A 25,093-nucleotide genomic window follows, 5' to 3' on the forward strand; every position below is an offset into this window, starting at 1 on the left:
CATGCGCAACGACGAAGCGGATGCACCGCTGTGTGAAATCGACGATCTGCGCATTGCCTTTCGCGCGCACGACGGTACGCTGAATGAAGCGGTGCGGGGTTTGTCGTTGACGTTGAAGAAGGGCGAGCGACTCGGCATCGTCGGCGAATCGGGTTCTGGAAAGTCGCTCACGGGCCGCGCGCTGCTCGGCTTGTTGCCGCCCGCCGCGCATTGCACGGCCAAACGGCTGCGCTTCGACGGACACGACATGCTGACCATGCCGACGGACAAACGCCGCCGCTTCTGCGGCTCGCAGATGGGCATGGTGCTGCAGGACCCGAAGTATTCGCTCAACCCGGTCATGACCGTCGAGCAGCAGATGCGCGAAGCGTTCGCGCTGCACGAGCCGAAGCTTGGCCGTCGTGCAATGCGGGCAAAAGTCATTGCGGCGCTCGAGTCCGTGCATATCCGCAATCCTGAACGCGTCGCCCGCTCTTATCCGCATGAACTATCGGGCGGCATGGGCCAACGCGTGATGATCGCGATGATGGTTTCAACAGGCCCGCGTCTGCTGATCGCCGACGAGCCGACGAGCGCACTCGATGTACTCGTCTCCATGCAAGTGCTGGCAGTGCTCGACGAGTTGATCGAAAAGCATCAGACCGGCCTCATCTTCATCAGTCACGACCTGCCGCTCGTGATGTCGTTCTGCGACCGCGTGATCGTGATGTACGCGGGACGTGTCGTCGAAACGTGCGCCGCGCGCGATCTGATTCACGCGCAGCATCCTTATACTCGCGGGCTGCTTGCGGCGAATCCGCCGCTTGTCGACCCGCCCGCCGAATTGCCCGTGCTCTCGCGCGACGCAGCGTGGCTCAGCGAGATCGGCGACGTCGGCGACATCGGCCAGCAGCAAGGAGCGCCGCTATGATTCGCGTCGATGCACTGACCGTGCGCTTCAAGACGGCTGCCGGACTCTTCGATGCGGTACGCGGTGCGAGCTTTCATGTCGAGGCCGGTGAAGTCTTCGGTCTCGTCGGTGAATCGGGCTCCGGCAAGTCGACTATTCTTCGCGCGCTGAGCGGACTCGCGCCGGCTGCCGAAGGGTCCGTGCACATCGCCGGAGCGGATCGCGACATGCGCGGGCGCCATGTGCAGATGGTCTTTCAGGACCCTTATGGCTCGCTGCATCCGCGCTTCACCGTCGACCAGACGCTGCGCGAACCGCTGAACATAAACGGAATCGGCGGCGAGGAAGCGCGCATTGTGAATGCGCTGCGTGAAGTCGGCCTCGATCCGTCGTATCGCTTCCGCTATCCGCATCAATTGTCGGGCGGACAGCGACAGCGCGTTGCGATCGCGCGTGCGTTGATCGTCGAGCCGCGCGTGTTGCTTCTCGATGAACCGACTTCCGCGCTCGACGTCTCCGTGCAAGCCGAAATTCTCAACCTGCTTAAGCGCCTGCATCGCGAGCGGAATCTCACGATGATTCTCGTCAGTCACAACCTGGCGGTAGTCGGCTTTCTGTGCTCGCGGGTGGCGATCATGCGCAATGGAGAGATCGTTGAAGAGCTTCCGATCGAGAAGATTCGCGCGCAGCAGGTCGAAAGCGAGTACTCGCGCACGCTGTTGCTCGCGACCGGCGGTTATCAGCGCAAGGCCGTCGAAGCATTGGGCGTGGATGCGTCTTTATGAAAGATCGCGTCGAAGCAACCGCCGACTCGCGCTCGCGCGCAGCAGGAGTATTTGTCCCGATTGCTTCGTGTTGCCCTGCTGTGCCGTAATGCGGACAGGGACCGTCGAGAAAGTTAAAGACGGAGCGTTATCAGTCTTCCTGGCGGCCGTTCGCGGACGCCATAGCAGTGACCTCATGCTTACCGACAAAAAGGAGAAGACATGCGTTTTGCTAAGACTTTCACCCCTATCGCAGTTGCAGTTGCGGCACTGCTCGCCGTCGCACCGCTCGCCTCTCGCGCGGAGACGGTCGTCAAAATCGGCTTTGCGGCACCGCTCACGGGGCCCAACGCCAGTTACGGCAAAGACCTGCAGAACGGCGTCAAAATGGCGCTCGACGACGCGAAAGCGCAAGGCGTCAAGATCAACGGCCAGCCTGTCTCGTTCGAACTCGTCTCCGAAGACGATCAGGCCGACCCGCGTGTCGGCGTGCAGGTCGCGCAAAAGCTCGTGGATGGAGGCGTGTCGGTTGTCGTCGGCCATTTCAACTCCGGCACGACTATTCCTGCTTCCGATCTCTACGAGAAAGCGGGGTTGCCCGTCATCGATCCGGCCGCCACTAATCCGGTGATCAGCAGCCGCGGCTACAAGAACGTCTTCATGGTGATTTCGAGCGACGCGCAAAACGCCGGCACCGCGGGCGCCTATGCAGTGACGACGACGAAGGCCAAGCGCATCGCGGTGATCGACGACCGCACGGCCTTCGGTCAAGGCGAAGCCGATGAGTTCGTGAAGGCAGTGAAGGCGCACGGCGGCGACATCATCGATCGCGAATACACGACGAATCAGGCGACGGACTTCAAGACGCAGCTCACGAACCTCAAGAGCAAGAACCCCGATCTGATTTTCGTGGGCGCGCTCAATCCGCAAGCGGCCGGCATCATGAAGCAGATGAACCAGCTCGGCCTCAAGGCGCAGTACGTGGGCGGCGGCGGCGTGAAGGACGTCGACTTCATCAAGCTCGCGGGCAACGTGTCCGAAGGCGCAATGGCATGGGAGTACGGGCGCCCGCTCGACAGCACGCCAGTCGGCGCGAAGTTCGCCGAGCGCTTCAAGCAGAAGTTCGGCCAGGACGTGCTCTCGTATGCGCCGTTCGGCTACGACGCCGCGTGGACCGCGATCAAGGCGATGCAGGCAGCCAATTCGACCAAGCCCGACGACTACCGCGCGAAGCTGCAAAGCATCAACTTCGAAGGCATCACAGGGCAGATCGAGTTCAACGCGAACGGCTCGCTGAAGACGGGTTCTTCCACGCTTTATCAGGTGAAGAACGGACAGTGGGTGACGGTGAAGACGGTTAGTGGGCTTTGAGGGTTGGGGGCGTTGTTGAGTGAGAGTCAACTCAACGACGCCTCGAACACGCGCCGATAGTTGCCGCCTAGTAGCTGTTCGGTTTGTGTTTGGGAGAAGCCGGTGGCGAGCAATGCTGCGCCCAACGCCGGTAGTTGTTCATAGCGCGTGAAAACCGGCGGCGCAATGAAGCCGAACATGTCGGTGCCGAGGCCGACGTGTTCGACGCCCACCACATCCGCCATGCGCTTGAAGCCGTGCGCCATCGCATCGAGGTCGTGGAATGTGCCGGAACTCGGCCACACGCCGATCACGCCGCCCGTGTCCGCGACAGCGCGCGCATGGTCGGCTGTGATCAGGCGGCTGCGCGCGCCCGGATGTCCTGCGAGCGCCGTGTGCGAGAGCACCAACGGCTTCGTCGTGACCGACGCCGCGCGCTTCACGAGATCGAACGTGCCGTGAGCAACGTCCACCACAGTACCCAGTTCGTTGCAGCGGCGCACGACATCCGCGCCGAAATCGGTCAAGCCGCCGTGAACAGGCGCCTCCGTTTGAATGTCGCCGAGTTCGTTCACACGGTAATGCGTCAATTGAAGGTGACGTAGATGATGGCGCGAGTACGCCTCGTCGACACGCTCCAGTTGCCCCTCGAGAAAGTCCGCGCCCTCGGCGGCGATGATCACGCGCGGTCTTTCTTTTTCCGTCGACGCCAGCATGCTTGCATTCGTCACGATGACGAGTTGCTCGCGATCGACCAGTTCTTTCGCGCGGGCGAATTCCGTTTGGCCGAGTCGATATAGCTCGCCTGGCTGCGGCTCGCGCCACGCCTCGAAACGCTTGCGATCGGCCGAGACGTGGGTGACCAACGTGTCGGTGACGATGGCGAGGCAGATCACATTCATCCCGCCCGCTCGCATCGAGGCGCTGACGGGCGTCAATGGCCGATGGTCGCCTATGGCCGGATCGCGTGAGACGATGACATGGCCCGCATGGCTGTGCATGTCGATGGTCAATGCGCCCGGAGATGCCTGCCATTGCTGCTGCTCTGAGCGCGACTCGGTGTATCCGGCAAAGCGGCCAGGCGCGCAAGCCGCGAGCCCCAGCGCGGTGCTTGACGCGAGGAATGCACGGCGGCTCATTCGCGAAACCGGCGGCTGGGTGACGCTCGCCGCTTCATCGATACGCTCGGCCAGTTCGAGCCGATAACGCCAGCCCGCAGGATCGTCGACGAGTCGCATCAGACGGCCACGCATGGTGACTAGGCCTGCGTCGAGCGCGACCGGCTCGAGCGGAATGACTTCAATGCAAGTGAAAGGATCGCGTGGCACACAGCCGCCGCAACAAGGTTCTTGCGCGGCGAGGAGGAAATAGTCGACGGTGATTGCGGTCGGGTCTAGTGGAATCATCCAGCCTGTTATTTCCACCATGCAGCGGTTTTGATCTATTGCCGGGTCATCTCGGATCATGGCCCATATCAATGAAAGTGAAATAGAGTCGTCGTCGGTTGGCAGCATTGTCATTAGTATCCGATTGATGGTCTGATGGCAGCATGCAGTTAAACGCGACGTATGCAAAGACTCCGTCGGCAGAGCCTCCGCTTTATTTTCGCGGTATATCCGCTATTCCATCAAAAACATTCGATGCACTTTACCGAGCCCTTTCATTCATGCAACAACCGCACGGCGCGGCTGGTGCTCTTTCTCTCCATCGCGAGTTCATGCTTTTCCGTAGCGCCGAATGTTCTCGCGCAAAACACGGTCACGCTATACGGCACGATCGACACCAGTATCGAAGTCACGAATCCCGGCTCATCATGGACGCCGCGCCTCGACTCGGGCGCTTACCGCGGCTCGCGAATCGGCTTGCGCGGCTCGGAGCAACTGGACTCGGACACACGCCTTCTGTTCGAACTGGAAAACGGCTTCAGCTCGGCCGACGGCACGTTGGCCACCGCGGGCACGATCTTCAACCGCCAGGCGTGGATTGGCATCGGCGCGCCGTGGGGCGAAGTGCGTGTGGGCCGCCAGTACTCGCCGATCTACATTCCGTTCAAAGGACAACTCGACGCCTTCGGCGCGGGGACGATCGCCTCGGGGTTGAATAACCTGTCCAAAATCACGCCTTATACGGACAACGGCATCGCCTATCTGTCGCCGGACTTTCACGGCTTCACGACGACGGTCATGGTCGCACTGCGCGACAGCGGCGATGGCAACGGACTATCCGGCGACTACGAAACGTTTGCCTATTGCAACGGACCGCTTCGCGTTTCCTACGCGCATCAGCAAACGCATGGCGGAACGACCTTGCGCGCGAACCTCGGCGGTGTCTCCTACCAGTTCAGCCAAGCGACCGCCTATGCGTCGTTCTTCAACGGCGACGGCGGTTCGCCGCGGTATCACGACGACGGCCTTTCGCTTTCGATGCGCTATGCGTTCTCGCCGCGCCTGCGCGCTTCGTTGGGCTATGCGTACGCACGCGGTCGCTCGGGCGGCGACAACGACGCGGACCAGTTCAGCGTGGCGTGCGAATACGATCTCTCGCCGAAACTCACGCTCTACGCGAGCGGCGCAATGCTGCGCAACCACCACGACGCCACCTTCACCCTGCGCGGCGTCAACGTCACCGGCCTTCCCGCGGCCTATCCGGGTGCGCCGGTTCGCGGCGTGCAATTGGGAATGATCGAGCGGTTCTAGCCAGACATTGGCCGCGAGGCCGACTAAATGATCCAGCGAGGGCGACGGTATTTTCGCCAGTCGCGGTGGACGCGTTAATGTACGAGCGCCGTGAGGCGGACGCCGAAGTACCCGCGCCCGCCGCCACGCGCGAACGGGACTCCATCCACCAAAAACCCTCTTTCACGGATTGTTTATGCTTATCAAGAACGTTGCGGTCAGCCTGCCTTCCCGAATCGTCACCAATGACGAAGTCGCCGACATGATCCGGTTTCATTCCACCGGCTACGACGGGGACATCGACAGAGGCATACGCACCATCAAGACACTGCTCGACAGAAGCGGGCTCGTCAACCGGCGCTGGTGCGACAGCCACGAATCGCCCATCGATCACGTCGCCATGGCCACTCGCAAGGCTTTGTCGGAAACCTATTTGCGGCCCGAGCATATCGAGCTGTTCATTTATGTCGGCATCGGCAGAGGGTTTCTCGAGCCGGGCAATAGCCACATGATGGCGAGCACGCTCGGCTTCATCAATGCGGAATGCTTCGACGTGGTGGACGCCTGCATGAGCTGGACACGAGCGATGTCGATTATCGACAGTTTGTTCAAGTGCGGTCAGTACAGAAACGCTATGATCGTGAATGCCGAATTCAATATGCTCGCAGGCGGTCCACTCTACCCGGGGAATTTTGCGTTGAAGAACCAGGCGCAAATCGAATACACGCTGCCGTCGTTTACGATCGGCGAGGCCGCCACCGCCACGCTGCTGGTCGCCAACGAGCCGGACAACTTCAATTTTGCCTTTCGGGGCAAGCCCCAGGTATCGGACCTGTGCACCATTCCGATTCCCGGCTACGAAGGCTTCTGCCATCCGTCGGAAAGAATTGGCAAGAACGGCGACATGCGTTTTACATCGTTCGGCCACGAGCTTCACAAGAATTCCGACGAACTGTCCGCGGTACTCGCTAAACTGCCGATTCCGAGGAAAGACATCGACATTGTCTTTACCCATGCTTCTTCGAAGGCAGCGTGGCACGGCTACGGAGAAAAGGCCGGAATAGAGGACAAGATGTATCACATCTATCCGGAAACGGGAAACCTCGTTTCGGCCTCTATTCCCGCCGCGATAGCCATGGCAAAAGACAGCGGAGAACTGAAGCGCGGCGACAGAGTGTTGTGCTGGGTTGGCAGTGCCGGCATGTCATTCAACGTCAGCAGCTTCAAGTTCTGAGGCCGGTTCAATAAAAGTTAAAGAGCGACATGAAAGCCATTTCAGGGGGCATCCGCTATCTCAACCGGGTCGTGTCCGATGCCGCGAAGGTCTCCGATTACAGCGTGTTGGCTGTGGGCCTGATCGGCACCGTTGGACATCCGGTGTACTGGTTGTGGTGGACGTTCATCGATCCGCAACCGAACGAGAACCTGCTGATGCGGGTTGTCGGCACCGTAAGCTGCGCATTGCTGCTCCTGCGCCGTTTCTGGCCCGCAAGGACAGCGCGCCTCCTGCCGTGGTTTTACTTCGTAACGGTAGCGTACACGCTACCGTTTTTCTTCACTTACTACCTGCTGTCCGGTCATTACTCGATGCTCTGGTCGATGGCGGAACTGGGCATGGTGTTCTTTCTGATCGCCATCTTTCCGTCTTTCGTTGCCTTGTCGCTGAATCTTGCGCTCGGCATAGGCGCTGCTATTCTGTGCGCGCGAATCGTTATTCCGGAAGCCGTCCACGTCGATGCGCATCTCTTTCTCTACACCTATCTGCCGGTTTTCACGTTTGGCATTTTCGCCGGCATCACCTTCTCATACAGCAATCTGAAGGGGATCGTCGCACAGGCGAGAACCGGAGCGCTTCGCGCGCTTGCCGGGTCGATCGCTCATGAGATGCGCAATCCTCTCAGCCAGCTCAAGCATGTTCTCGATAGAGTAGAAGAAGTCTTGCCCGCGGCAATAGGTCATGACTCGCCGCCGGCCGCATCACAGCGCCGGATTGCACTGCTGTATCGGCACCTGGCACACGGCCAGTTGTCGATTGAGCGCGGGTTGCGCATCATCGCGATGACACTTGACGAAGTCAGCGCGAAAGCCATCCGCCCTGATCAATTCACGTATCTGAGTGCGGCGGCCGCAACGCGCAAGGCGCTGGACGAATACGGCTTCGGCGACCAGAACGAACGCGCGAGAGTCAGACTCGCCGTGCTCGAAGATTTCACCTTCAAGGTCGACGAAACGGTTTATCTGTTTACGCTTTTCAACCTGATCAAGAATGCGCTGCATCACATTGCGGCGCATCCTTTGGCCACGCTCACGCTGACGGTGGATCGGCAAACAGTGATCGTGCACGACACCGGTCCGGGCATTGCGCCCGAAATCCTGCCGCATCTTTTCGAGCCGTTTCGCACGGCGGGCAATTCCGCAGGCACGGGCCTCGGACTCGCTTACTGTCAGCGCGCAATGCGCGCGTTCGGCGGCACGATACGCTGCCGTTCCGAGGTCGGTCAGTTCACGCAGTTCACACTCGAATTTCCGCGCGTTTCCGAAAGCGAAGTCGCCCAGCACGAGCAGCACATGTTTAATCGTGCCGCCCCGTTTTTCGACGGCAAACGTATTCTCGTTGTCGATAACGATGCAGACCAGCGCGCGCGCGTTCAACGGGCACTGTCGAAGGTGGGCGCAAAGCCTGGTGAAGCAGCGGACGGCGAGGCCGCGCTCGCCGCGCTCAGCGAGTCCCAGCCGTGGGACCTGGTGCTGATGGACATCAACATGCCGACGCTTGACGGCTACACGGTGACCGAACGAATTCGCGCCGATCGTCGCAACCCGAACTGCAATGTGATCGTCGTCGCTTATACGGCGGAGCCGGGCAACGTGGCGCGATCTCTCGCGCGCCGCGCAGGCATGGACGAATTCGTCAGCAAGTCGGCGAGCATGGTCGAGTTGATCGGTGTTTTGCATAAGCTCTTCGAGAACGGTCATCGGCATGGCCGTACGCAGCGCTTCGATGGCTTCGTCGGCAGAACGATTCTGCTCGCGGACGACGACACCTACAGCAGACTGGTCGCGAAAGGCTATCTGGAGCGATTCGGCGCGACGGTCGTCGAAGCCGAGCATGGACCGGCCGTGCTGGCGCGCTTGCAGCAAGGCGTCGTTATCGACGCCATCGTGATGGATATGAACATGCCCGGCACGGGCGGCGTGGAGACCACCGCGCTGATCCGCGCGCGCTCCGATGCCTACGCGAGCGTGCCGATCATCGCGTTGACCAGTCAATCGGATCGCGAGGCGATAGAAAGCTGTCTCGCCGCGGGCATGAACGAAGTGATGACCAAGCCCGCGCAAATCGGCGCGCTATATGCAGCGCTGGCGCGGCAATTTGCACGCCATCGAGTGAACCATGTGACGGCAGACACGGTGTCGTCGCCGGAGAACACGTTGCCTGCGGGCAAGCTCGCCGCGTTGCATGAAGGTCCGTTGCTCGACGAGAAACATCTTCAGGAACTGGTCGCGCTGGACTTGCTTGACCAGACATTCCTCAACGGCATCGAACAGATTCGCTCGACGGTGGCGCAACTCGCCGCGAGCGTTAGCGCGCGCGACTTCGACGCGACACGCGACGCCTTGCATGTGCTGCTCGGCGTCAGTGGCAATATCGGCGCAAAAGCGCTGCATCAGTTCGTGCGCCAGATTTATCCGCGCGTGCTGGAAGGCGAATGGCCTGCTGAGGCAGACTGGCTCGCGCGAATCTGCTCGTTAAGCGACCGGTCGGCGCCCGCGTTGCAGACATATTTTGCTTCGGCGAAGGCGCCTGAGAATCATCGCAAGACATTGAGCGACTAATGATCTTTCAAAACGCCTTGCTAACCGGCAGCACTAAACATACTTGCCTTTCAACTCACGGAGCCAACGATGACTGAAACGATAGCCATTCGACGCATCCATGCCGACGAAGCAATGGCCTGTGTCGATTCGCTCGCCGATCTGCTGATCGACTGCGTGGAAGGCGGCGCGTCGGTCAGCTTCATGTTGCCTATCTCGCGGCAAACCGCGCTTCACTTCTGGCAACAGGTCGCGAATGGCGTGGCCCGCGACGAGCGAATCCTACTGGTTGCCGAACGCGCTGACGGCAAGATCGTCGGCACCGTGCAACTGATCACGGCGCAGCCCGAGAACCAGCCTCATCGCGCGGATGTCGCGAAGATGCTCGTGCACCGAGACGCGAGGCGTCGCGGCATTGCGGCGCGTCTCATGACCGCCGCCGACGACGAAGCGCGCCGCGCCGGCAAGTCCGTACTCGTGCTCGATACCGTGACCGGCGGAGATGCCGAGCGGCTCTATGAGCGCGCAGGCTGGCAACGTGTCGGAGAAGTGCCGAACTATGCGTTAATGCCCGACGGCAGCTTTTGCGGCACTACTTTCTTTCATAAGCAACTCATTGCATAAACGTCGTAAAGCCATTCAATAAGCCGTGGCTTTTACTCCTCGAACAGGTCCGGGCCGAACACCTCGTAATGAATCCGCGTCTCGGGAATATCCATCGCGCGCAATGCATCGTGCTGCAAGCGCATGAATGGAATAGGCCCGCAAATGTAGTAGTCCGCGTCGGGCAGCAGAATCAGATCACGCAACTCATCGAGATTGATAAAGCCCGCACGGTCATAGTCCTGACCCGCTATATCGGCGGGTAGCGGGTTCTCGTAATAGACCACCGCCTTGAAGTTCGCATACGTCGCGGCGGTTTGCCGAAGCCTGTCGCGCATCGCATGGACCGCACCGTTTCGCGCGCCATGCACGAATACCACTTGCCGCTGCGGGTCCTGAATCGCGCGCTTGAGCATGCTGACCATCGGCGTCAAACCGACGCCGCCACTGATCAGCACGATTGGCGTTTTCGCGTGTACGTCGATATAAAACGTGCCGTACGGCGCGGCGAGTTTGACTTCGTCGCCCACGTTCACATGCTCGTGAAGCAGCGACGACACATAGCCCGGCGGCCGCGAAGCGTCGCCCTCCTCGCGTTTGACGGAGATGCGATAGCTGCGCCCATTCGGCATGTCGGACAGACTGTACTGGCGAATCTGTTGCAACTGCAACGAAGGCACATCTACTGCAATGCTGATGTACTGGCCCGGCTCGAAGTTGACGACCGGCTGCCCGTCCGACGGTTCAAGCACGAACGATGTAATCACGCTGCTCTCAGGCCGCTTTTCCTTGACCACGAACTTGCGCCAGCCCGTCCAGCCGCCGAGTTGTTGCGTCGACTTCTCGCGCAACTCGCTTTCCATTCCCATCAACAGGTCCGCGAGATTGCCATAAGCCTGTGCCCACGCGGAGATGATCTCGTCGGTGGCGGCGTCGCCGAGTACGTCCTTGATCGCGCCGAGCAAATGTTCTCCGACAATAGGGTAATGCTCCGGCCGGACATTCAGGCTCGCATGTTTGTTGGCGATATTTTTCAGCACCGCCGCGAGACTGCCGGGATTCTCGATGTTCTCTGCGTAAGCGTAGACGGCGCGAGCGAGAGCCTGCTGTTGCTGGCCCTGATCCTGGTGGGCCATGTTGAATACGTTCTTCAGTTCCGGGTGCGCGTTGAACAACCGTTCGTAAAAGCGCTTGATGATCGGCAGCCCATGCTGCGCCAGCACAGGGGCCGTAGCTTTTACAACGTCCTTCGTTTTCTGCGTAAGCATTTGCCTCTCCTTTCATGCGGTGCACGCGTCGCGAGCGCGCGAGAGTCCATGAATAAACGCATGTAGCAAACCGCGTGACAGCGCAGCATCCGGTGAAAATTGGCGACGGCTAATCATCAGTTACACTGACCATTAGCCGTTTGATTGGGAACCCCACAAAAAGATGAATAGCTTCGATATAACCATTGAGACATATCTTTCAAACATTCACTTCGGCTTGCACACAACGCATGCAATACAGGCACTCGCCGATCTCTACACCTTCAAGGGTCTTCTGCTGATACCGGTGTTGTGGTGGATGTGGTTTCAATCCGGCGAGCGCAGTGCATGGCGGCGCGAAATGGTCATTGCAACGATACTCAGCGGTCTCGTCGCGCTTTTTGTAGGAAGAACGCTCACGCACTGGCTGCCGTTCAGAGTGCGCCCCGTCTACAGTTCCGAACTGAATCTGCACTTTGCGGCCGGCGTGTCCAAAGACGCGTTGCTGTCTTCGTGGAGTTCATTCCCCAGCGACCACGCGATGCTATGGATGGCCATCGCCACCGGCATCTTTCTGATCTGCAAGCGCATCGGCGTGCTGGCGCTGATCTACACCGCGCTCTTTATCTGCGTCCCGCGTGCCTATCTCGGCTTTCACTATCCGACGGATCTCCTCGTCGGCGCGGCAATCGGAATCGCGATCACGTGGGTCATGACACGCGAAGCCGTTCGCGCGCGTTACGCGGGCCCGCTATTGCGATTGAGCGAACGCTACCCAGGCCCTTCCGCGATGCTGGCCTTCGTGCTCTGTCTCGAACTCGTCACCCAGTTCGACGAACTGCGCAAGCTCGCGAGCAGCGTGCTGAAACATGTATAACGCGTGCGACGCAGGCTTTAACTGCCGATAGAAACGTACAGAAGCACCATCGGTGCCTTCGATGCGCCCGGCGTCGGCGCACGCAGCGGCACGCCATACGTGCAGCGAAAATCGACGAAACGCGACCATTGAAAACGCACGCCCGCGCCGACGCTAACGAGCGACCCATGAGCGGGTTCCGCGAGTTGATCGTCGCGGTTCCACACATGGCCCGCGTCGACGAACACAAACGGTTGCGCGGCCGCGCCGCTCGCACCGAACTGCAACGCGGGCGCACGCAATTCCGTCTGCACGTTCCAGCCGCGATCGCCTAGCACGACGTACGGCTCGTAGCCTCGCACACTGGTCTCGCCGCCGAGGCCCATTTCCTCGCTCGGTAGCAGCGTATTCGGCGTCCACTGGAACGCGCCGCGCCCGGTCAACGTAAAGCCGCCCAGCACGATCGCGCGTTGCGCTGCGAGTTGCAGATACGCATAGCGGGCGGTCGCGCCTTGCCGCGCGGCGGCGAACGCGGCGTCGTTGTTCGAGCCGTCCAGTCCGCCAGGACTTCCCACGAGTGTCGCCGATAGGTGCCCGACGCCCGCGTCGCCCGGCTGACTGACATCGTAGGTAAGCAGAAACTGGTGGATGTGTGTGTTCGAGTTGAACACCTGAAAGCCGCCGAATTCCAGATTGTTGTTGCTGCGCTTGAAGTCATAGCCGAACTGAACGAGCTGCGCGGTATTCGTCGTGGTCGGCAGACGCCAGTCGTAGCGGACGCTCATCTGCGCGGAAATGCCCGTTTGCCCGTAACTGTCCGGCAGACGCGGCGTGCTCTGTGCATAGACGCCGAATAGTTCGATGCTGTCGTGCCACGGCAGCGGCGCAATGTAGTTCAGCGCGTGAGCCATGAAGCGCGCGCGGTTCGGGCGTCCTTCAATGTCCGGGTTGCCGCTGAAGAAATCGTTGCTCGCCGTGAATTGATACGCGACATGCTGATCGAGCCCAAACAGATTGCCGTAGTCGATGCCGGCAAAAAAGCGGTCGCGGCCGAGATCGCGCACGCCCGCGTTGTCGTAGCCGGCGCTCACGCGAAGCGGCAGGCGGTCGTCGGTCTGCAGGATGACGTCGGTTGAATTCGCCGCTTCACCTGGCGCAAAGACCGCATCCACGCGTCGATAAGGATTGGCGTTGAGTACCGCGAGACCGAGCGAAACGTCCGACTGCAGAATCGGCGCGCCCGCTTCGAGCGGCATTTCACGTTTGAGCAGATCGTCGGAGAAATAGCGGTTGCCATTCGTGCGCACCTGTCCCAGCCGAAACTCCGCGACCTCGATATGCACGACGCCCGAACTCACGTCCTGCTCGGGCACGTACACATCCACGAGCGGTTTGCCGGCGGCGCGATAGCGCTCCACCACGGCACGGCGCATGTCGGCAAGGCGTCCGAACGTGAGGGGCTTGTCGAGATCGCTGTCGAACGAATGAAGAAACGCCGCGTCGAGCAGGGGCAAATCTTCGGCGGCAATGCGGGGCTGCGTTGTGGCGGCAGGAGCGCTCGCGCCGGCCGGTTGGAACACCAGTCCCTCGAGTCGGGACACTGCGATCTGCGCGGCATTCTCTTCCGATGGCGCGGAAGGTTGCGACGGCGCACTACGCGGAGTGGGCGGCGTCGGCTGCGGCGCAAGGTCTCGCCAGGCCTGCGCGAGCACGGCCGAAGAGTGAAGCGCCGCTGCTACGCAACACGCCATGCAACACGCCAGCAGCGCGCAGCGCATGCTGCCGACGCGCGCCAGCGCATCCGTCGATGAAATACGCCGCTTAACGCGCAAGCTGCGAGCGCAACACGGAATGCGGCGCATCGAACGGCATCGCACGCATGCCGTCGGCACGGCTTGCATACGATGTCGGCGAAATACTGTTCATCACGTCTCCTGTCCCGCGCGAGGCGCGCCGCATGCTAATAAGTGGATTGGGCTCTCGCGAGGCGGCCCGATTGTGCGCACGCCCGTATTATTGCAGCGGCTTTCAGGCGCACAATGGGGCACGGATCGCGCGATCTCGACCTATTGCGCCTAAAGGTCTGCGGAATTGGCCAGGGCATAAGCAGCGGCGCGCTGCAATGGGGCGCGAACCCAGGCTTTCCCCAATAGCAGCGAGGCGCCGCGCACAGGACGATGGATTGTCACTTCGCTCACGCAGCGCAGTGCTTCAATCCACTTGCGGTGTAGGCAGACGTTCTCTCGAAGCAGTAAAACGGTGCGATTGATAACGCAATGAGCAACAACGATATTGCCGATCAGGTTCCGGCTCTTGTCTGGACCGCGGACGCGCGCGGAATTGTCACCTATACCAACATCGCTTGCCGCAACTACCTCGGCAATCCCTTCGCGCCGAACACCACGCTGCATTGGGACCAGTTCGTTCTCGAATGCGATGTGAAAAAAGTGCTCGACGCCTGGCGCAGCGCGCTCACGGCTGGCGAAAGCGCGAAGGTCAACGCGCGCCTGCAGCGCTTCGACGGCAAGTACCGCTGGCACAAGCTGCGCCTTCAGCCGATTTTCGACGACGCGCGCGTCGTCACTGGCGCATGCGGCATCGCGATGGACATCGACGACTTCGTGAAGGCCGGCGAGGCTTACGAAATCGGCGAACGGCGTCTGCGCTTCGCGCTCGACGCAGCGCGCGTCGGCGCGTGGGAATGGGACATGGGCAGCCGCACGGCGCGCATCAGCGCGCAGCTCGCGCACATCTACGGGCTCGAGCAGCAGCAGGCGGAAGTGCCGTTGCAATGGCTCTTCGACAGAATCCCCGAAAGCCACCGCGCGTGGTTCGCGCGCGAGTTGACGGGGCGCCTGCACGAATGTGTGCCGTTCGAACTCGATTTCCCGATCGAACTCGAGGACGGACGCCGTTTGTGGCTGCGCACGCGCGGCGAAACGGACTGCGGCAGCGGCTCGGAAATCGAGCGCGTATTCGGCGTGACCTTCGACATCACCGAGCAGCACGACGCGCAAACCGAACGCGAACGCAGCGAGCAGCGCTATCGCGCGCTCGTCGAAGCGAGTTCGGAACTGACGTGGATTGCGGACGCGGCGGGCCGTAACCATCAGCTCGGCAACTGGCACTCGTTCGCTCCGCAAGAGGGCTTAAGCACAGGCTGCGAATGGCTCGATCTCGTTCATCCCGACGACCAGGACAGCGCGCGCGACAAGTGGTTGGGCATCGTCAAGGCCGAGCGGCCAGGCTCGATGACGTTCCGCTTGCGCCGGCGCGACGGCAGTTGGCGGACCATGTCCGCGCGTGCCGCGCCGTTGCGCGACGACGACGGCACGCTGCGCGAATGGTTTTGCATGGCAACCGATGTGACCGACGAACGCGCGGCCGCGGCCGCACTCGAAGAGCGCAACCTGCGTCTTCAGGTCGCGATGCGCGCCGCGAAGATGATCATCGGGTATCTGTCGCTGGATTCGTGGACGGTCTGCTGGGACACCGTCGACGCAATGCCCCGCGTGCTGGCCGGACCGATTGCGCTGTCGTATGACGCGGCGCTGCATCGCGTGCACGCTGAAGACCGCGCCGCGGTGGACGCCGCGATGCGCCGCGTCGCGCTCACCGGCGAATTCGACGAGCCGCTCGAGTTCCGCATCGCGATGAACGGCCAGGAATGCTGGCTGCAAAGCCAGGCCGTGTTGCAACGCGACGCCGACGGCCGGCCGTGGCGCGTCATTGCGAGCGCGGTTGACATCACGCAGCGCAAGACGCTCGAACTTGCGCTGCGCGAAACGGACCGCCGCAAGGACGAATTCCTCGCGATGCTCGCACACGAACTGCGCAATCCGCTCGCGCCGATGCGCAACGCGATTGCATTGCTGCGCCGGCAGAAAGACGCGGGCATGAAGCCCGGCGAACTGGTCGGCATGCTCGGCCGGCAGGTCGATCATATGGCGCAACTCGTCGACGATCTGCTCGAAGTGTCGCGCATCACGCACGGGCGCATCGTGCTTCGACGCGAGCCGCTCCTGCTCGGCACCGCGGTTTATGGCGCACTGGAAACCGTCTCGTCGATGGCGGCCTCGCGCGGCCAGCACCTCACCGTGCGCTTGCCGCCTACGCCCGTCTGGCTGCATGCAGACCCGCTGCGTCTGTCGCAGATTCTCGTCAACGTATTGAACAACGCGTGCAAGTACACCGACCACGGCGGTAGCGTGTGCGTGACCGCGCTCGCCGACGAGCGCTTCGCGACCGTCACGATCGAGGACAACGGCAGCGGCATTTCGCCCGATCTGCTGCCGCACATCTTCGATCTTTTCGCGCAAGGCGAGCGCACGCTCGACCGCGCGCATGGCGGTCTCGGCATCGGCTTGTCGCTGGTGAAGAAGCTGGTCGAACTGCACGGCGGCACAATCGAGATCGCTAGCCCCGGCCCTGGCCGCGGCGCGACGGTGTCGATCAGACTGCCGCTTTCGCATGCGCCGGAAACGGCCGCGCCGTCGCACGACGAACCGTCGGCGAGCGGTGCCTCGCATGCCGAGCGCGCTTCGCTGCATGTGCTCATCGTCGACGACAACAAGGACGCCGCCGACTCGCTCGCCCTGCTCTGCGAGAGCGAGGGCTATCACGTCGATGTCGCGTATGGCGCGCAGGATGCGCTCGCGAAAGCCGAGGCCGAGCCGGTGGATGCCGCGCTGCTCGACATCGGTCTGCCCGACACGGACGGCTACGAACTCGCGAGGCTGATTCGCCAGAAGGGCGAGACGCGGCCCGTGCTGATCGCGGTGACGGGCTACGGCCAGGCCGACGATCATCTGCGTGTGCAGGCGGCCGGCTTCGACCATCATCTCGTCAAGCCGGTCGACATCGAGTACCTGATGTCGCTGCTCGCGGAACTCTCGCCCGCCGCGGCGTCGCCGCATGCGGAGTGAAGCATCGAACGCAGCATTAAGCCGGGAGCGGTGCATCAAGCCACCCGCGCCGCCCCCACGCTCACATCACTTGCGGCCCTGGACCGTGATCGACACATACCGGTCCGGTTGCAGGCACGCGATCAGCGCACGGCCCTCGCGGTCCGCGCAGTTCGTTCGCGGCTGGCTCGCGCCCACGCCCTTCGCCTGAATGATGCTGCCGTCCAGTCCGTGAGCGATCAGATAGTCGCGCACGGTGTTGGCCCGCGCGAGCGACAAGGGTCCGTTGAGCGATTCGGGACCGAGCCTGTCGGTGTGGCCGACGACCTCGATCGCACTCACCTGCTCGTGCTTGCGGATGCGCGCGGCGACGTCGTCGAGTTGCGCTTTCGCGGACGGCAACATCGTGTCAGCCGCTGACTTGCCGAACGGGAACAACGCATCGCTTTCCAGTGCGAAACTCTCGAGCGTGGGCGCTTGCGCAGCGACGGCGCCCGTGTCGGCCGCCGCATTGTTGCCCGCTTCCTGGCCGCATTTGAACAGCAGAATGCGCGGGTCGCTGCGGTTGTCGTCGGCGGCGCGCACGCGGTCTATTTTGTCGATCGGCTGCACGCCCTTGTCGCCGCAAATGCGTTTCGCAACGTCCATGCAGGTCGACGCGCTTTCGAACAATCCGTGGCACTCGGCGCGGTAGGTGCGCACGCCGTTGTTCGAGTCGACGGAATAGGCGTTGAAGGTCGGGCCGCTCGCCGCCGTGCATCCGGTTATGACGAGCACGGCGCTACTGAAAAGGCTTGCAAAAAAGAGTCGGTTCATCTGGTACTCCATAAACTGTGTGTGGCGAAGAATGCGTGGCGCGCGGCTGCGGCCCCGCGTTCACGACTTACCATTGCATGGCCGCGCCGACGCCGACCGTCGTGCCTCCGGGGCTCATGCCGACGCCGGCTTTCATCTTCACGTTCTCGGTGAGACGCGCCGTGCCGCCGATCGCCACCGCCTGATAACCGCGGAAGCCCGCCGTGCCGATGCCGAGCGACAATGTCTTGTCCTTGTCCACTTCCGGAATCATCGTGAGCGCGGTCGCCGCCGCGATGCCCGAATACGCATTGCGCGCCGTCGAATTGATGCCGTTCTGCAGTTCGTTCATGCGAGCATCGGTGTAGGCGTTCGCCTGCGAAAGCGTGGCGTTCAACTGCTGGACGTTGACGGCATCCGTCGGCGCGGTGCCGGCTGCCACGTTGATGACCTGCCGGTTTGTCCCGCTCGAGCCCACTGCCACGACATTCGAGCGGCCGCCGTCGTTACTGTCGGAGCCGAGCGCCGTCGAACCTGCTCCCGTCGATGTCGCCCCGGCGCCCACCGCAGTCGAACCGCTGGCCGATGCCGTCGAACCGTTGCCCACCGCCGAGCTGTTCGTGCCGGACGCCACCGCGCCCTGCCCGCCCGCCGACGAGTTCGTGCCCGAGGGCGTCGGCGGCGTGGGCGTGCCGGGCGACGACGAGAAGCTGCCGCCGTTGTTGGTCGTCTGCTGGCTGATGAGTGTGGTCAAGCGGCTTGCCACTGCATCGAGTTGCGAGACGTTCACGGCGTCGGTGCCGGCCTTGCCGGCCGCGAGGCCGGTGATCTGCCGGTTGCCGATGTTCACTTCACCCGCCGACGACTGCGGCGTGCTCAAGCCATACGCGATGTAATTGCTGACCGCGCCGACCGTCGTCACCGATCCGGCTCCGAGCGCCACGCTGTTCGCAAACGATGCGCTCGAGCCTGAGCCGAGCGCGAGCGCGTCGATTGCGGTGCTGTGCGCGCCTGAGCCGATTGCAATCGATCCGGCGTTGGCCGCGCTAGCGTTCGCGCCTTGAGCAATCGACTGTGCGCCGCTTGCAACCGAGCCGCTGCCGACCGCAATCGCATCCGCCTGCGCCGAGTTCGCGGCCTGGCCGATTGCGACGCCGCCAGGCGCCGTCGCGTCGACGATTGCGCCGTTGCCGACGCCCACTCCGTTGTCGCCGTTGACCACAGTGGTCGGCCCCACTGCGATCGACTCCGCACCGACCGCAAGCGAATCCGCCGCCGTGGAATTCGCGTGGAAGTACAACTGGCCCGTCACGGCAAACGACGACAACGCGCCGGCCAACTGCCGGATCGTGACGGCGTCGTGTGCCTGCGTGCCATCCGCGACATTCGTCAATTGACGATACGTGTTGCCGCTCGCGCTACCGAACGACACCGCGCCGAGCAAGGTCTGGTCGGCCGTGTTGAACGGAATCGCGTGCGTGCCGTTGGCAATCGAGCCGACGCCCGACAGCACCGCGCGATCGGACACCGAACCCGAGCCGATTGCCACACCGCCGACCACCGATGCACTCGACAAAGTGCCCAACGCGACCGCGTTGTCCGCGAGCGCCGAAGCGCCATTGCCGCCCGCGAAGCTGCTCGCGCCGCTCGCCGCTGCAGCGACGCCCGCCGCCAATGCGTTGAGACCGGTCGCGCCGTCGTTGTTGTAGTTGGCGCCTTGCGTGCCGCCGTCGTTGACGCTGTAGTAGTGCTTCGCGTTGGCCGTCACGACGCTGGCGAGGTTGTCGACTGCCTGATCGGTTGCGTAGAGCTGCGAGCCGTTCACTGCATCCGTGCTGCCCGAACTGAGCGTGCCCGCCGCCACGTTCTGGATCTGCCGCTCGGCACCTGGCGCGCCCACGCTCACCACGCTCGTCGGGTTCGTGCCGGCAAAGCTGTACACGGTGCCGCCGATGGTCGCGCTCGCGGTCGGCGTCGCGGTGCCGGTCCGCGAACCTGAACCGAGCGCCACGTCGTTCGCGTTGCTCGCCGTCGCGCCCTGGCCGAGCGCGGTGCTGCCCGCGCCCGCCGCGACCGTTCCGACGCCCGCCGCCAACGCGTTGACGCCCGTCGCGCCGTCGTTGTTGTAGTTGCCGCCCTGGGTGCCGCCGTCGTTGACGTCGAAGTAATGCGTCTGTCGCGCGACGGTGGTGGCGAGCGCGTCGATCGCCTGATTGCTCTGATACAACTGCGAGCCGTTGACGGCGTCCGTGCTCGTCCCGTCGAGACGTCCCGCTGCGACGTTCTGGATCTGCCGCTCGGCGCCCGCCGCACGACGCTCACGACGCTCGTCGGATTCGTGCCCGCGAAGCCATAGACCGTGCCGTTGATGGTCGTGCTCGGCGTCGGCGTTGCCGTGCCGGTTTGCGAGCCGGAGCCGAGCGCGACGCTGTTCGCCGATGTCGCGTTCGCGCCGGCGCCGAGCGCGAGGGCATCGATTGCAGTGCTTTGCGCGCCTGAGCCGATTGCGATTGACCCGGCATTGGCGGCGCTTGCGTTCGCGCCTTGAGCAATCGACTGCGCGCCGCTCGCGACTGAGCCGCTGCCGACCGCAATCGCATCAGCCTGTGCCGAGTTAGCGGCCTGGCCGATTGCGACGCCGCCAGGCGCAGTGGCATCGACGATTGCGCCGTTGCCGACGCCCACTCCGTTGTCGCCGTTGACCACGGTCGTCGGTCCGACAGCAATCGACTCCGCACCGACCGCGAGCGAATCCGCTGCCGCCGAATTCGCGTGAAAGTACAACTGCCCCGTCACGGCAAACGATGACAGCGCACCCGCCAACTGCCGGATCGTGACGGCGTCGTGCGCCTGCGTGCCGTCCGCGACATTCGTGAGTTGGCGATACGTGTTGGCGCTCGCGCTGCCGAACGACACCGCGCCGAGCAAGGTCTGGTCCGCTGTGTTGAACGGAATCGAATGGCTGCCGTTTGCAATCGAGCCGACGCCCGACAGCACCGCGCGATCGGAGACCGAACCCGAGCCAATGGCGACGCCGCCCACCACCGACGCACTCGACAAAGCGCCCAACGCAACAGCATTGTCCGCGAGCGTGGAAGCGCCGTTGCCGCCCGCGAAGCTGCTCGCGCCGCTTGCCGCTGCCGCAACGCCCGCCGCCAGCGAGTTCAGTCCGGTCGCGCCGTTGTTGTTGTAGTTGGCGCCTTGTGTGCCGCCGTCGTTGACGCTGTAGTAATGCGTCTTGTCGGCGGCCACGGTCGTCGCGAGACTGTCGACCGCCTGGTTGGTCTGGTAGAGCTGCGAGCCGTTCACCGCATCCGTGCTGCTCGCGCTCAGCGTGCCCGCCGCCACGTTCTGGATCTGCCGCTCGGCGCCCAATGCGCCCACGCTCACGACGCTCGTCGGGTTCGTGCCGGCAAAGCTGTACACCGTGCCGTTGATGGTCGTGCTGGCGGTCGGCGTCGCGGTGCCGGTCTGCGAACCGGAGCCGAGCGCCACGTCATTTGCATTCGTCGCGACCGCGTTCGGGCCGATCGCGATGCTGTCGGTGCCGAGCGCCTGGCTGTCCGGCGCCGTCGAGTTCGCGTGGAAGTACTTGATGCCCGGCGCGCTGCCGCCGCCCGTGATCGCGGTGATGAGGTTCTGCACCGACGAATAAGTGTTGCCGCCGTAGCTGAGGTTGGTGGTCAGCGCGCCGGTCGTGCTGTTGTACGTGGTGCCGCCGCCGAGGCTCGACGCCACGGTGTTACCCAGGTTCGTCACCTGGCCGCCGATTGTGTCGATGGCGGCATCGGCGGCGAAAAGCTGCGAGCCGTTCACCGCGTCCGTGCTCGACGCGTTCACGCGTCCGGCCGCGACGTTGGTGAGCTGACGCGGCGCCGCCGCGGTCCCGACGCTGACCACGCCGGCCGGTGCGCCGCCCGCATAAATAACCGTCGAGCCGTTGATGACGCCGCTGCCGGTCGGCACCGCCGCCGACGTCACCGACGAGCCCTGCCCGAGCGCCACGTTCGAACCGGTCACGCCGCTCGCGATGCTCGCGCCCTGGCCCAACACGGTGGAGTTCGCGACGCCGTTGTCGGTGGACTGATTGCCGACCACGAGCGACGCCGCGCCGCTCGCCGTCGCGCCGAAGCCGCCGGCCGCCGCATTCGCGCCGGACGATACCGGCTGCGTCGACGTGACCGAGTTGTTGGACACGAACGGCCCGACCGTGCCGCTCGTCAGACTGTCGACTGCCTGGTTGGTCGCATACAGTTCGCTGCCGTTCACGGCGTCGGTGCTGGTTGCAGTCACGCGGCCCGCGGCGAGATTCGTCAGCGTCCGCTCGTTGCCGACCGAACCGATGCTCACGGTGCTGCCTGGCGTCGTGCCTTGCACGCCATGCGTGACGCCGCCCACCGTGACAGTGGCGGTGTTGACGGCCGCGCCCGTGACGCTGCCGGCGCCGAGCGCCACGGCGTTTGCATTGGCCGCCGTCGCGTTGGCGCCCAACGCAATCGCGCCGCCCAGGTTCGCCACGGCGGAGTCGCCGAATGCGAGCGCACTCGCGCCCGTCGCGTTGCGGCGTTGCCGAGTGCGACGGCGCCCTGGCCGCTTGCCGTATTGCCGTTGCCTTGCGCTACCGCGCCGTTGCCGGTGGCCGTGTTGTTCGCGCCCACTGCGATTGCGCCGTTGCCGTTCGCCGTATTCGGATCGCCGATCGCAACGGCGCCGTTGCCGCTGACCGTCTGCGCCTGACCGAGCGCCACCGCGCCCGTTCCGCCCAGCACGCGCGAGTTCTGGCCGCCGGCGATCGAACCGGCGCCGGCCGCCGCCGCGACGATGTTGCTGTCGCCGATCGCCACCGTCGACGCGGCCAGTGCTTGCGATGTAACGCCGATGGCCGTCGCATTGCCGCTGCTTGCGACCGTCTGCTTGCCCAACGCGACGGCGCCGGTTCCCGACGCCGTTGCATTCGTGCCCAACGCAATGGCATTCGCATTCGTGCCCGTCACTGCCGAGTCGCCAAGCGCAATCGACGACAAACCCGCAGCGCTCGCGCCGGAACCGAGAGCAACCGCGCGAATGCCGGATGCCGCGGCGCCTCCGACTGCGGCCGGCGAAGATGAACCGCCTTCCGCGACAGAGTCCGATGAGCCCAGCGCTATCGCATTAGCTCCGGTGGCCTGCGAGCCGTTCATCATGGCGAGCGAGTTGAGCCCCGAGGCGGCGGCTCCCGCGCCCAATGCGACTGCGTTCTGTGCGGTGGCTCTGGACACGGTGCCCGCGGCCAGCGAAGAGAGGCCCGATGCGACGACGTCCGTACCGAGAGCAACGGCGCCGTCCGCCGTTGCGCCGGTGCCCGCGACGGTACGCGCGCCCAGATAGACGGCGTTCAAACCACTGGCAATGGACTGAAAGCCGACGGCTACGCCATGCGTGCCCGAACCGTTGGCGACGTACCCAATCGCGACCGATGCGGCTCCGCTGCCCACCGCATGAAAGCCGAAGGCGTTCGCGTAGTCGCCGGTGGCAACAACGTCAGTGCCGATCGCATTGGACGATAGTCCGCTCGATCCAGTGCCGGCAGCGGTTCGCGATCCCAGATAGACCGCGTTGACACCGGTCGCGGAAGCTCCGGAACCGACCGCTACACCATTGGTTGCTGAACCGACGGCTCCGCTGCCCACCGCCACCACGCCCGACGCCGCGGCGCTTGCGTTCGCGCCGACTGCAACGCCGTTGTCTCCGGCGGCTTTCGCCAAGGCGCCGACGGCAGTCGACACATTGCCGCTAGCGAGGGCCTGGACGCCAATACCGATGCCGGCTGAGCCACTCGCGGTGACGTCCGTACCAATGCCAATCGCCGACTGCGCAGTTGCGCCCGTACCTGCCGCAGTGCGAGCGCCGAGGTAAATGGCATTAGTAGCCGCGGCAATGGCTTGATAGCCGACGGCCAGGCCATTGAGCCCCGTGCTGCTGGAGGCATAACCTACCGCCGTCGCCCCGCCCGCAGTGGCCGAGGACTGAACGCCCATGCACGACGCGCTGCCGCTGAAAGAGTTGTACGGCGGTGCGGCGCAGTTCACCTGCGCCTGCGCTTGCGCGCCCCATCCGCCCACGCCCATTGCCACCAGCACGGTCAGCACGCGTGGATTGGCGTTGCGCTGCGGAGCGACGCGGCCTTCGCCGGGTTCACCGTTGCGCGCATCGCATACCGAGGCCGCCGCCCCTGACTTGCCCTTGCCGCGCGACGCGTCCAGTTCCGACGCCGCGACGAAAGCGCCCAGCGCCTTGTTCCAGATTGTCCGATATGCCTTGTTCATGTCGTTGTCTCGCCGAATAATTGAAATGCGGAGTTCTTAAGCACGAGCGTGCGCTCGCCTCCCGCTTACTTAGGATGACTATTTACTGCGTTTAAAACATCGCTCAGTGGCGAACAGCTTTAGCGTTGATCTTTCGACGACGAATCTTCGGTGCCGGCAAAAAACATCGCCACACTATCAATTCGCATAGCTAAAGGAAAACGCGCGCGTCAACCGGACATTCCCGGTTTCCGACGACTAACCACTGAGACGATTGATGAATTGCCGCGTTATGAAGGTCCGAACGGACACGGCACTGAGACGCGAGCAGCGATTGAGCGGCGGAACGCCAATTGCCGGCCTTGATATTGTTCTTTCGCCGGGCGTGCGCCCGACTTTTTTGCGCCTGGAATACTCATAGCTGCCAGCCCCCTGGATATGCGTCACTTCGTTTCGCCGGCGCCTGAGTGATGAGCCACCTCATGCCGTGCACAAGCGCCGTTTATTCAAATGATTGAGCACTATCTGAGACGATGACCGACCTATTCGCTTTGGATGCGGCATCTCGTCCGGGGTATCGTGTAACAAAAAGAAAGTTCTGTGCTCAAGGGAACTTTCTCATAAGACTTTTCATTTGTCCACGTAAAGTCTTTAACTATTTTGGGCTATTGCAAGATTTAACAATTGAAAGAAGCCGCCCCTATTAAGGCTGAGCGCGAGGTTGCCTGGCAGTTACCCGGAAACTGAGCAGCACGCCGTGATACGGCCATCAGCGGGGAACGAGCGGTAGCGGCGACACCGTGTTCCTCTCGAATGTCATTCAAACGACTGAGCGAATATTCCTTACAAAATCGTTTCGTGCCCATACGCATTTTTTATGTATTTCTCGTTAAATCGATCCGGCCGGCCA

13 protein-coding genes and 1 pseudogene are annotated in these 25,093 nt (G+C 63.0%); 9 read left to right on the forward strand and 5 right to left on the reverse strand.

The features are described 5' to 3' along the window. Position 1 precedes the first annotated feature (1 nt). The 3 genes from BGRAMDRAFT_RS15250 to BGRAMDRAFT_RS15260 all read left to right on the forward strand — a co-directional run bounded on the left by BGRAMDRAFT_RS15250 (position 2) and on the right by BGRAMDRAFT_RS15260 (position 3,024). Positions 2-910, forward strand: coding sequence for an ABC transporter ATP-binding protein (locus tag BGRAMDRAFT_RS15250; RefSeq protein ID WP_006049670.1), 909 nt, complete (start codon positions 2-4; stop codon positions 908-910). Further along, positions 907-1,674 carry an ABC transporter ATP-binding protein gene (locus tag BGRAMDRAFT_RS15255; protein WP_006049671.1) on the forward strand — a complete coding sequence of 256 codons (768 nt, stop codon included), beginning with the start codon at positions 907-909 and terminating at the stop codon, positions 1,672-1,674. The genes BGRAMDRAFT_RS15250 and BGRAMDRAFT_RS15255 overlap by 4 nt, the downstream gene beginning before the upstream one ends. A gap of 201 nt (positions 1,675-1,875) precedes the next feature. After that, a complete protein-coding gene (locus tag BGRAMDRAFT_RS15260) occupies positions 1,876-3,024 on the forward strand; it encodes a branched-chain amino acid ABC transporter substrate-binding protein (RefSeq protein WP_006049672.1) in 1,149 nt (382 codons plus the stop codon). Between the two features lie 26 nt (positions 3,025-3,050). On the opposite strand, the gene BGRAMDRAFT_RS15265 is transcribed toward BGRAMDRAFT_RS15260, so the two are convergent. Further along, entirely contained in the window at positions 3,051-4,409 is a 1,359-nt protein-coding gene (locus BGRAMDRAFT_RS15265) for a dipeptidase (RefSeq protein WP_232292273.1), read from the reverse strand. Between the two features lie 234 nt (positions 4,410-4,643). Between BGRAMDRAFT_RS15265 and BGRAMDRAFT_RS15270 the strand changes: the two genes are divergently transcribed. The 4 genes from BGRAMDRAFT_RS15270 (at position 4,644) to BGRAMDRAFT_RS15285 (ending at position 10,118) form a co-directional block, all read left to right on the forward strand. Then, positions 4,644-5,699: a porin gene (locus tag BGRAMDRAFT_RS15270; protein WP_409372868.1), complete on the forward strand. Its 1,056-nt coding sequence runs from the start codon at positions 4,644-4,646 to the stop codon at positions 5,697-5,699. A gap of 175 nt (positions 5,700-5,874) precedes the next feature. Continuing rightward, on the forward strand, positions 5,875-6,912 hold the full coding sequence (locus BGRAMDRAFT_RS15275) for a 3-oxoacyl-[acyl-carrier-protein] synthase III C-terminal domain-containing protein (RefSeq protein ID WP_006049675.1): 1,038 nt from the start codon (positions 5,875-5,877) through the stop codon (positions 6,910-6,912). Between the two features lie 29 nt (positions 6,913-6,941). Continuing rightward, entirely contained in the window at positions 6,942-9,515 is a 2,574-nt protein-coding gene (locus tag BGRAMDRAFT_RS15280) for an ATP-binding response regulator (RefSeq protein ID WP_006049676.1), read from the forward strand. A 69-nt stretch (positions 9,516-9,584) separates the two neighbouring features. Next, on the forward strand, positions 9,585-10,118 hold the full coding sequence (locus tag BGRAMDRAFT_RS15285) for a GNAT family N-acetyltransferase (RefSeq protein WP_006049677.1): 534 nt from the start codon (positions 9,585-9,587) through the stop codon (positions 10,116-10,118). Positions 10,119-10,150: 32 nt separating this feature from the next. On the opposite strand, the gene hmpA is transcribed toward BGRAMDRAFT_RS15285, so the two are convergent. Further along, on the reverse strand, positions 10,151-11,365 hold the full coding sequence (hmpA, locus tag BGRAMDRAFT_RS15290) for an NO-inducible flavohemoprotein (protein ID WP_006049678.1): 1,215 nt from the start codon (positions 11,363-11,365) through the stop codon (positions 10,151-10,153). A 163-nt stretch (positions 11,366-11,528) separates the two neighbouring features. Between hmpA and BGRAMDRAFT_RS15295 the strand changes: the two genes are divergently transcribed. Beyond that, positions 11,529-12,221 (forward strand): phosphatase PAP2 family protein, encoded by a 693-nt coding sequence (locus tag BGRAMDRAFT_RS15295; RefSeq protein WP_006049679.1) that lies wholly within the window; start codon positions 11,529-11,531, stop codon positions 12,219-12,221. A gap of 17 nt (positions 12,222-12,238) precedes the next feature. On the opposite strand, the gene BGRAMDRAFT_RS15300 is transcribed toward BGRAMDRAFT_RS15295, so the two are convergent. Then, positions 12,239-13,951, reverse strand: a complete 1,713-nt coding sequence (locus BGRAMDRAFT_RS15300; RefSeq protein ID WP_083803823.1) for a ShlB/FhaC/HecB family hemolysin secretion/activation protein — start codon at positions 13,949-13,951, stop codon at positions 12,239-12,241. Positions 13,952-14,476: 525 nt separating this feature from the next. Here BGRAMDRAFT_RS15300 and BGRAMDRAFT_RS15305 point away from each other — a divergent pair. Next, on the forward strand, positions 14,477-17,125 hold the full coding sequence (locus BGRAMDRAFT_RS15305) for a hybrid sensor histidine kinase/response regulator (RefSeq protein ID WP_006049683.1): 2,649 nt from the start codon (positions 14,477-14,479) through the stop codon (positions 17,123-17,125). 66 nt (positions 17,126-17,191) lie between these two features. Here the strand turns inward: BGRAMDRAFT_RS15305 and BGRAMDRAFT_RS15310 are convergent, their stop codons facing one another. Then, positions 17,192-17,920: an OmpA family protein gene (locus BGRAMDRAFT_RS15310; RefSeq protein WP_006049684.1), complete on the reverse strand. Its 729-nt coding sequence runs from the start codon at positions 17,918-17,920 to the stop codon at positions 17,192-17,194. 67 nt (positions 17,921-17,987) lie between these two features. Then, positions 17,988-24,204 (reverse strand): annotated as a pseudogene (locus tag BGRAMDRAFT_RS35940) (ESPR-type extended signal peptide-containing protein). Positions 24,205-25,093 lie beyond the last annotated feature (889 nt).

Source organism: Paraburkholderia graminis C4D1M (genome assembly GCF_000172415.1).
Taxonomy (GTDB): Bacteria; Pseudomonadota; Gammaproteobacteria; order Burkholderiales; family Burkholderiaceae; genus Paraburkholderia; species Paraburkholderia graminis.

Coding starts and splice junctions, on each gene's coding strand:
- BGRAMDRAFT_RS15300 (WP_083803823.1), bottom strand. CDS start 13,951: ATGGCGTGTTGCGTAGCAGCGGCGCTTCACTCTTCGGCCGTGCTCGCG.
- BGRAMDRAFT_RS15260 (WP_006049672.1), top strand. CDS start 1,876: ATGCGTTTTGCTAAGACTTTCACCCCTATCGCAGTTGCAGTTGCGGCA.
- BGRAMDRAFT_RS15295 (WP_006049679.1), top strand. CDS start 11,529: ATGAATAGCTTCGATATAACCATTGAGACATATCTTTCAAACATTCAC.
- BGRAMDRAFT_RS15255 (WP_006049671.1), top strand. CDS start 907: ATGATTCGCGTCGATGCACTGACCGTGCGCTTCAAGACGGCTGCCGGA.
- BGRAMDRAFT_RS15250 (WP_006049670.1), top strand. CDS start 2: ATGCGCAACGACGAAGCGGATGCACCGCTGTGTGAAATCGACGATCTG.
- BGRAMDRAFT_RS15275 (WP_006049675.1), top strand. CDS start 5,875: ATGCTTATCAAGAACGTTGCGGTCAGCCTGCCTTCCCGAATCGTCACC.
- BGRAMDRAFT_RS15285 (WP_006049677.1), top strand. CDS start 9,585: ATGACTGAAACGATAGCCATTCGACGCATCCATGCCGACGAAGCAATG.
- BGRAMDRAFT_RS15270 (WP_409372868.1), top strand. CDS start 4,644: ATGCACTTTACCGAGCCCTTTCATTCATGCAACAACCGCACGGCGCGG.
- BGRAMDRAFT_RS15265 (WP_232292273.1), bottom strand. CDS start 4,409: ATGATTCCACTAGACCCGACCGCAATCACCGTCGACTATTTCCTCCTC.
- hmpA (WP_006049678.1), bottom strand. CDS start 11,365: ATGCTTACGCAGAAAACGAAGGACGTTGTAAAAGCTACGGCCCCTGTG.
- BGRAMDRAFT_RS15305 (WP_006049683.1), top strand. CDS start 14,477: ATGAGCAACAACGATATTGCCGATCAGGTTCCGGCTCTTGTCTGGACC.
- BGRAMDRAFT_RS15280 (WP_006049676.1), top strand. CDS start 6,942: ATGAAAGCCATTTCAGGGGGCATCCGCTATCTCAACCGGGTCGTGTCC.
- BGRAMDRAFT_RS15310 (WP_006049684.1), bottom strand. CDS start 17,920: ATGAACCGACTCTTTTTTGCAAGCCTTTTCAGTAGCGCCGTGCTCGTC.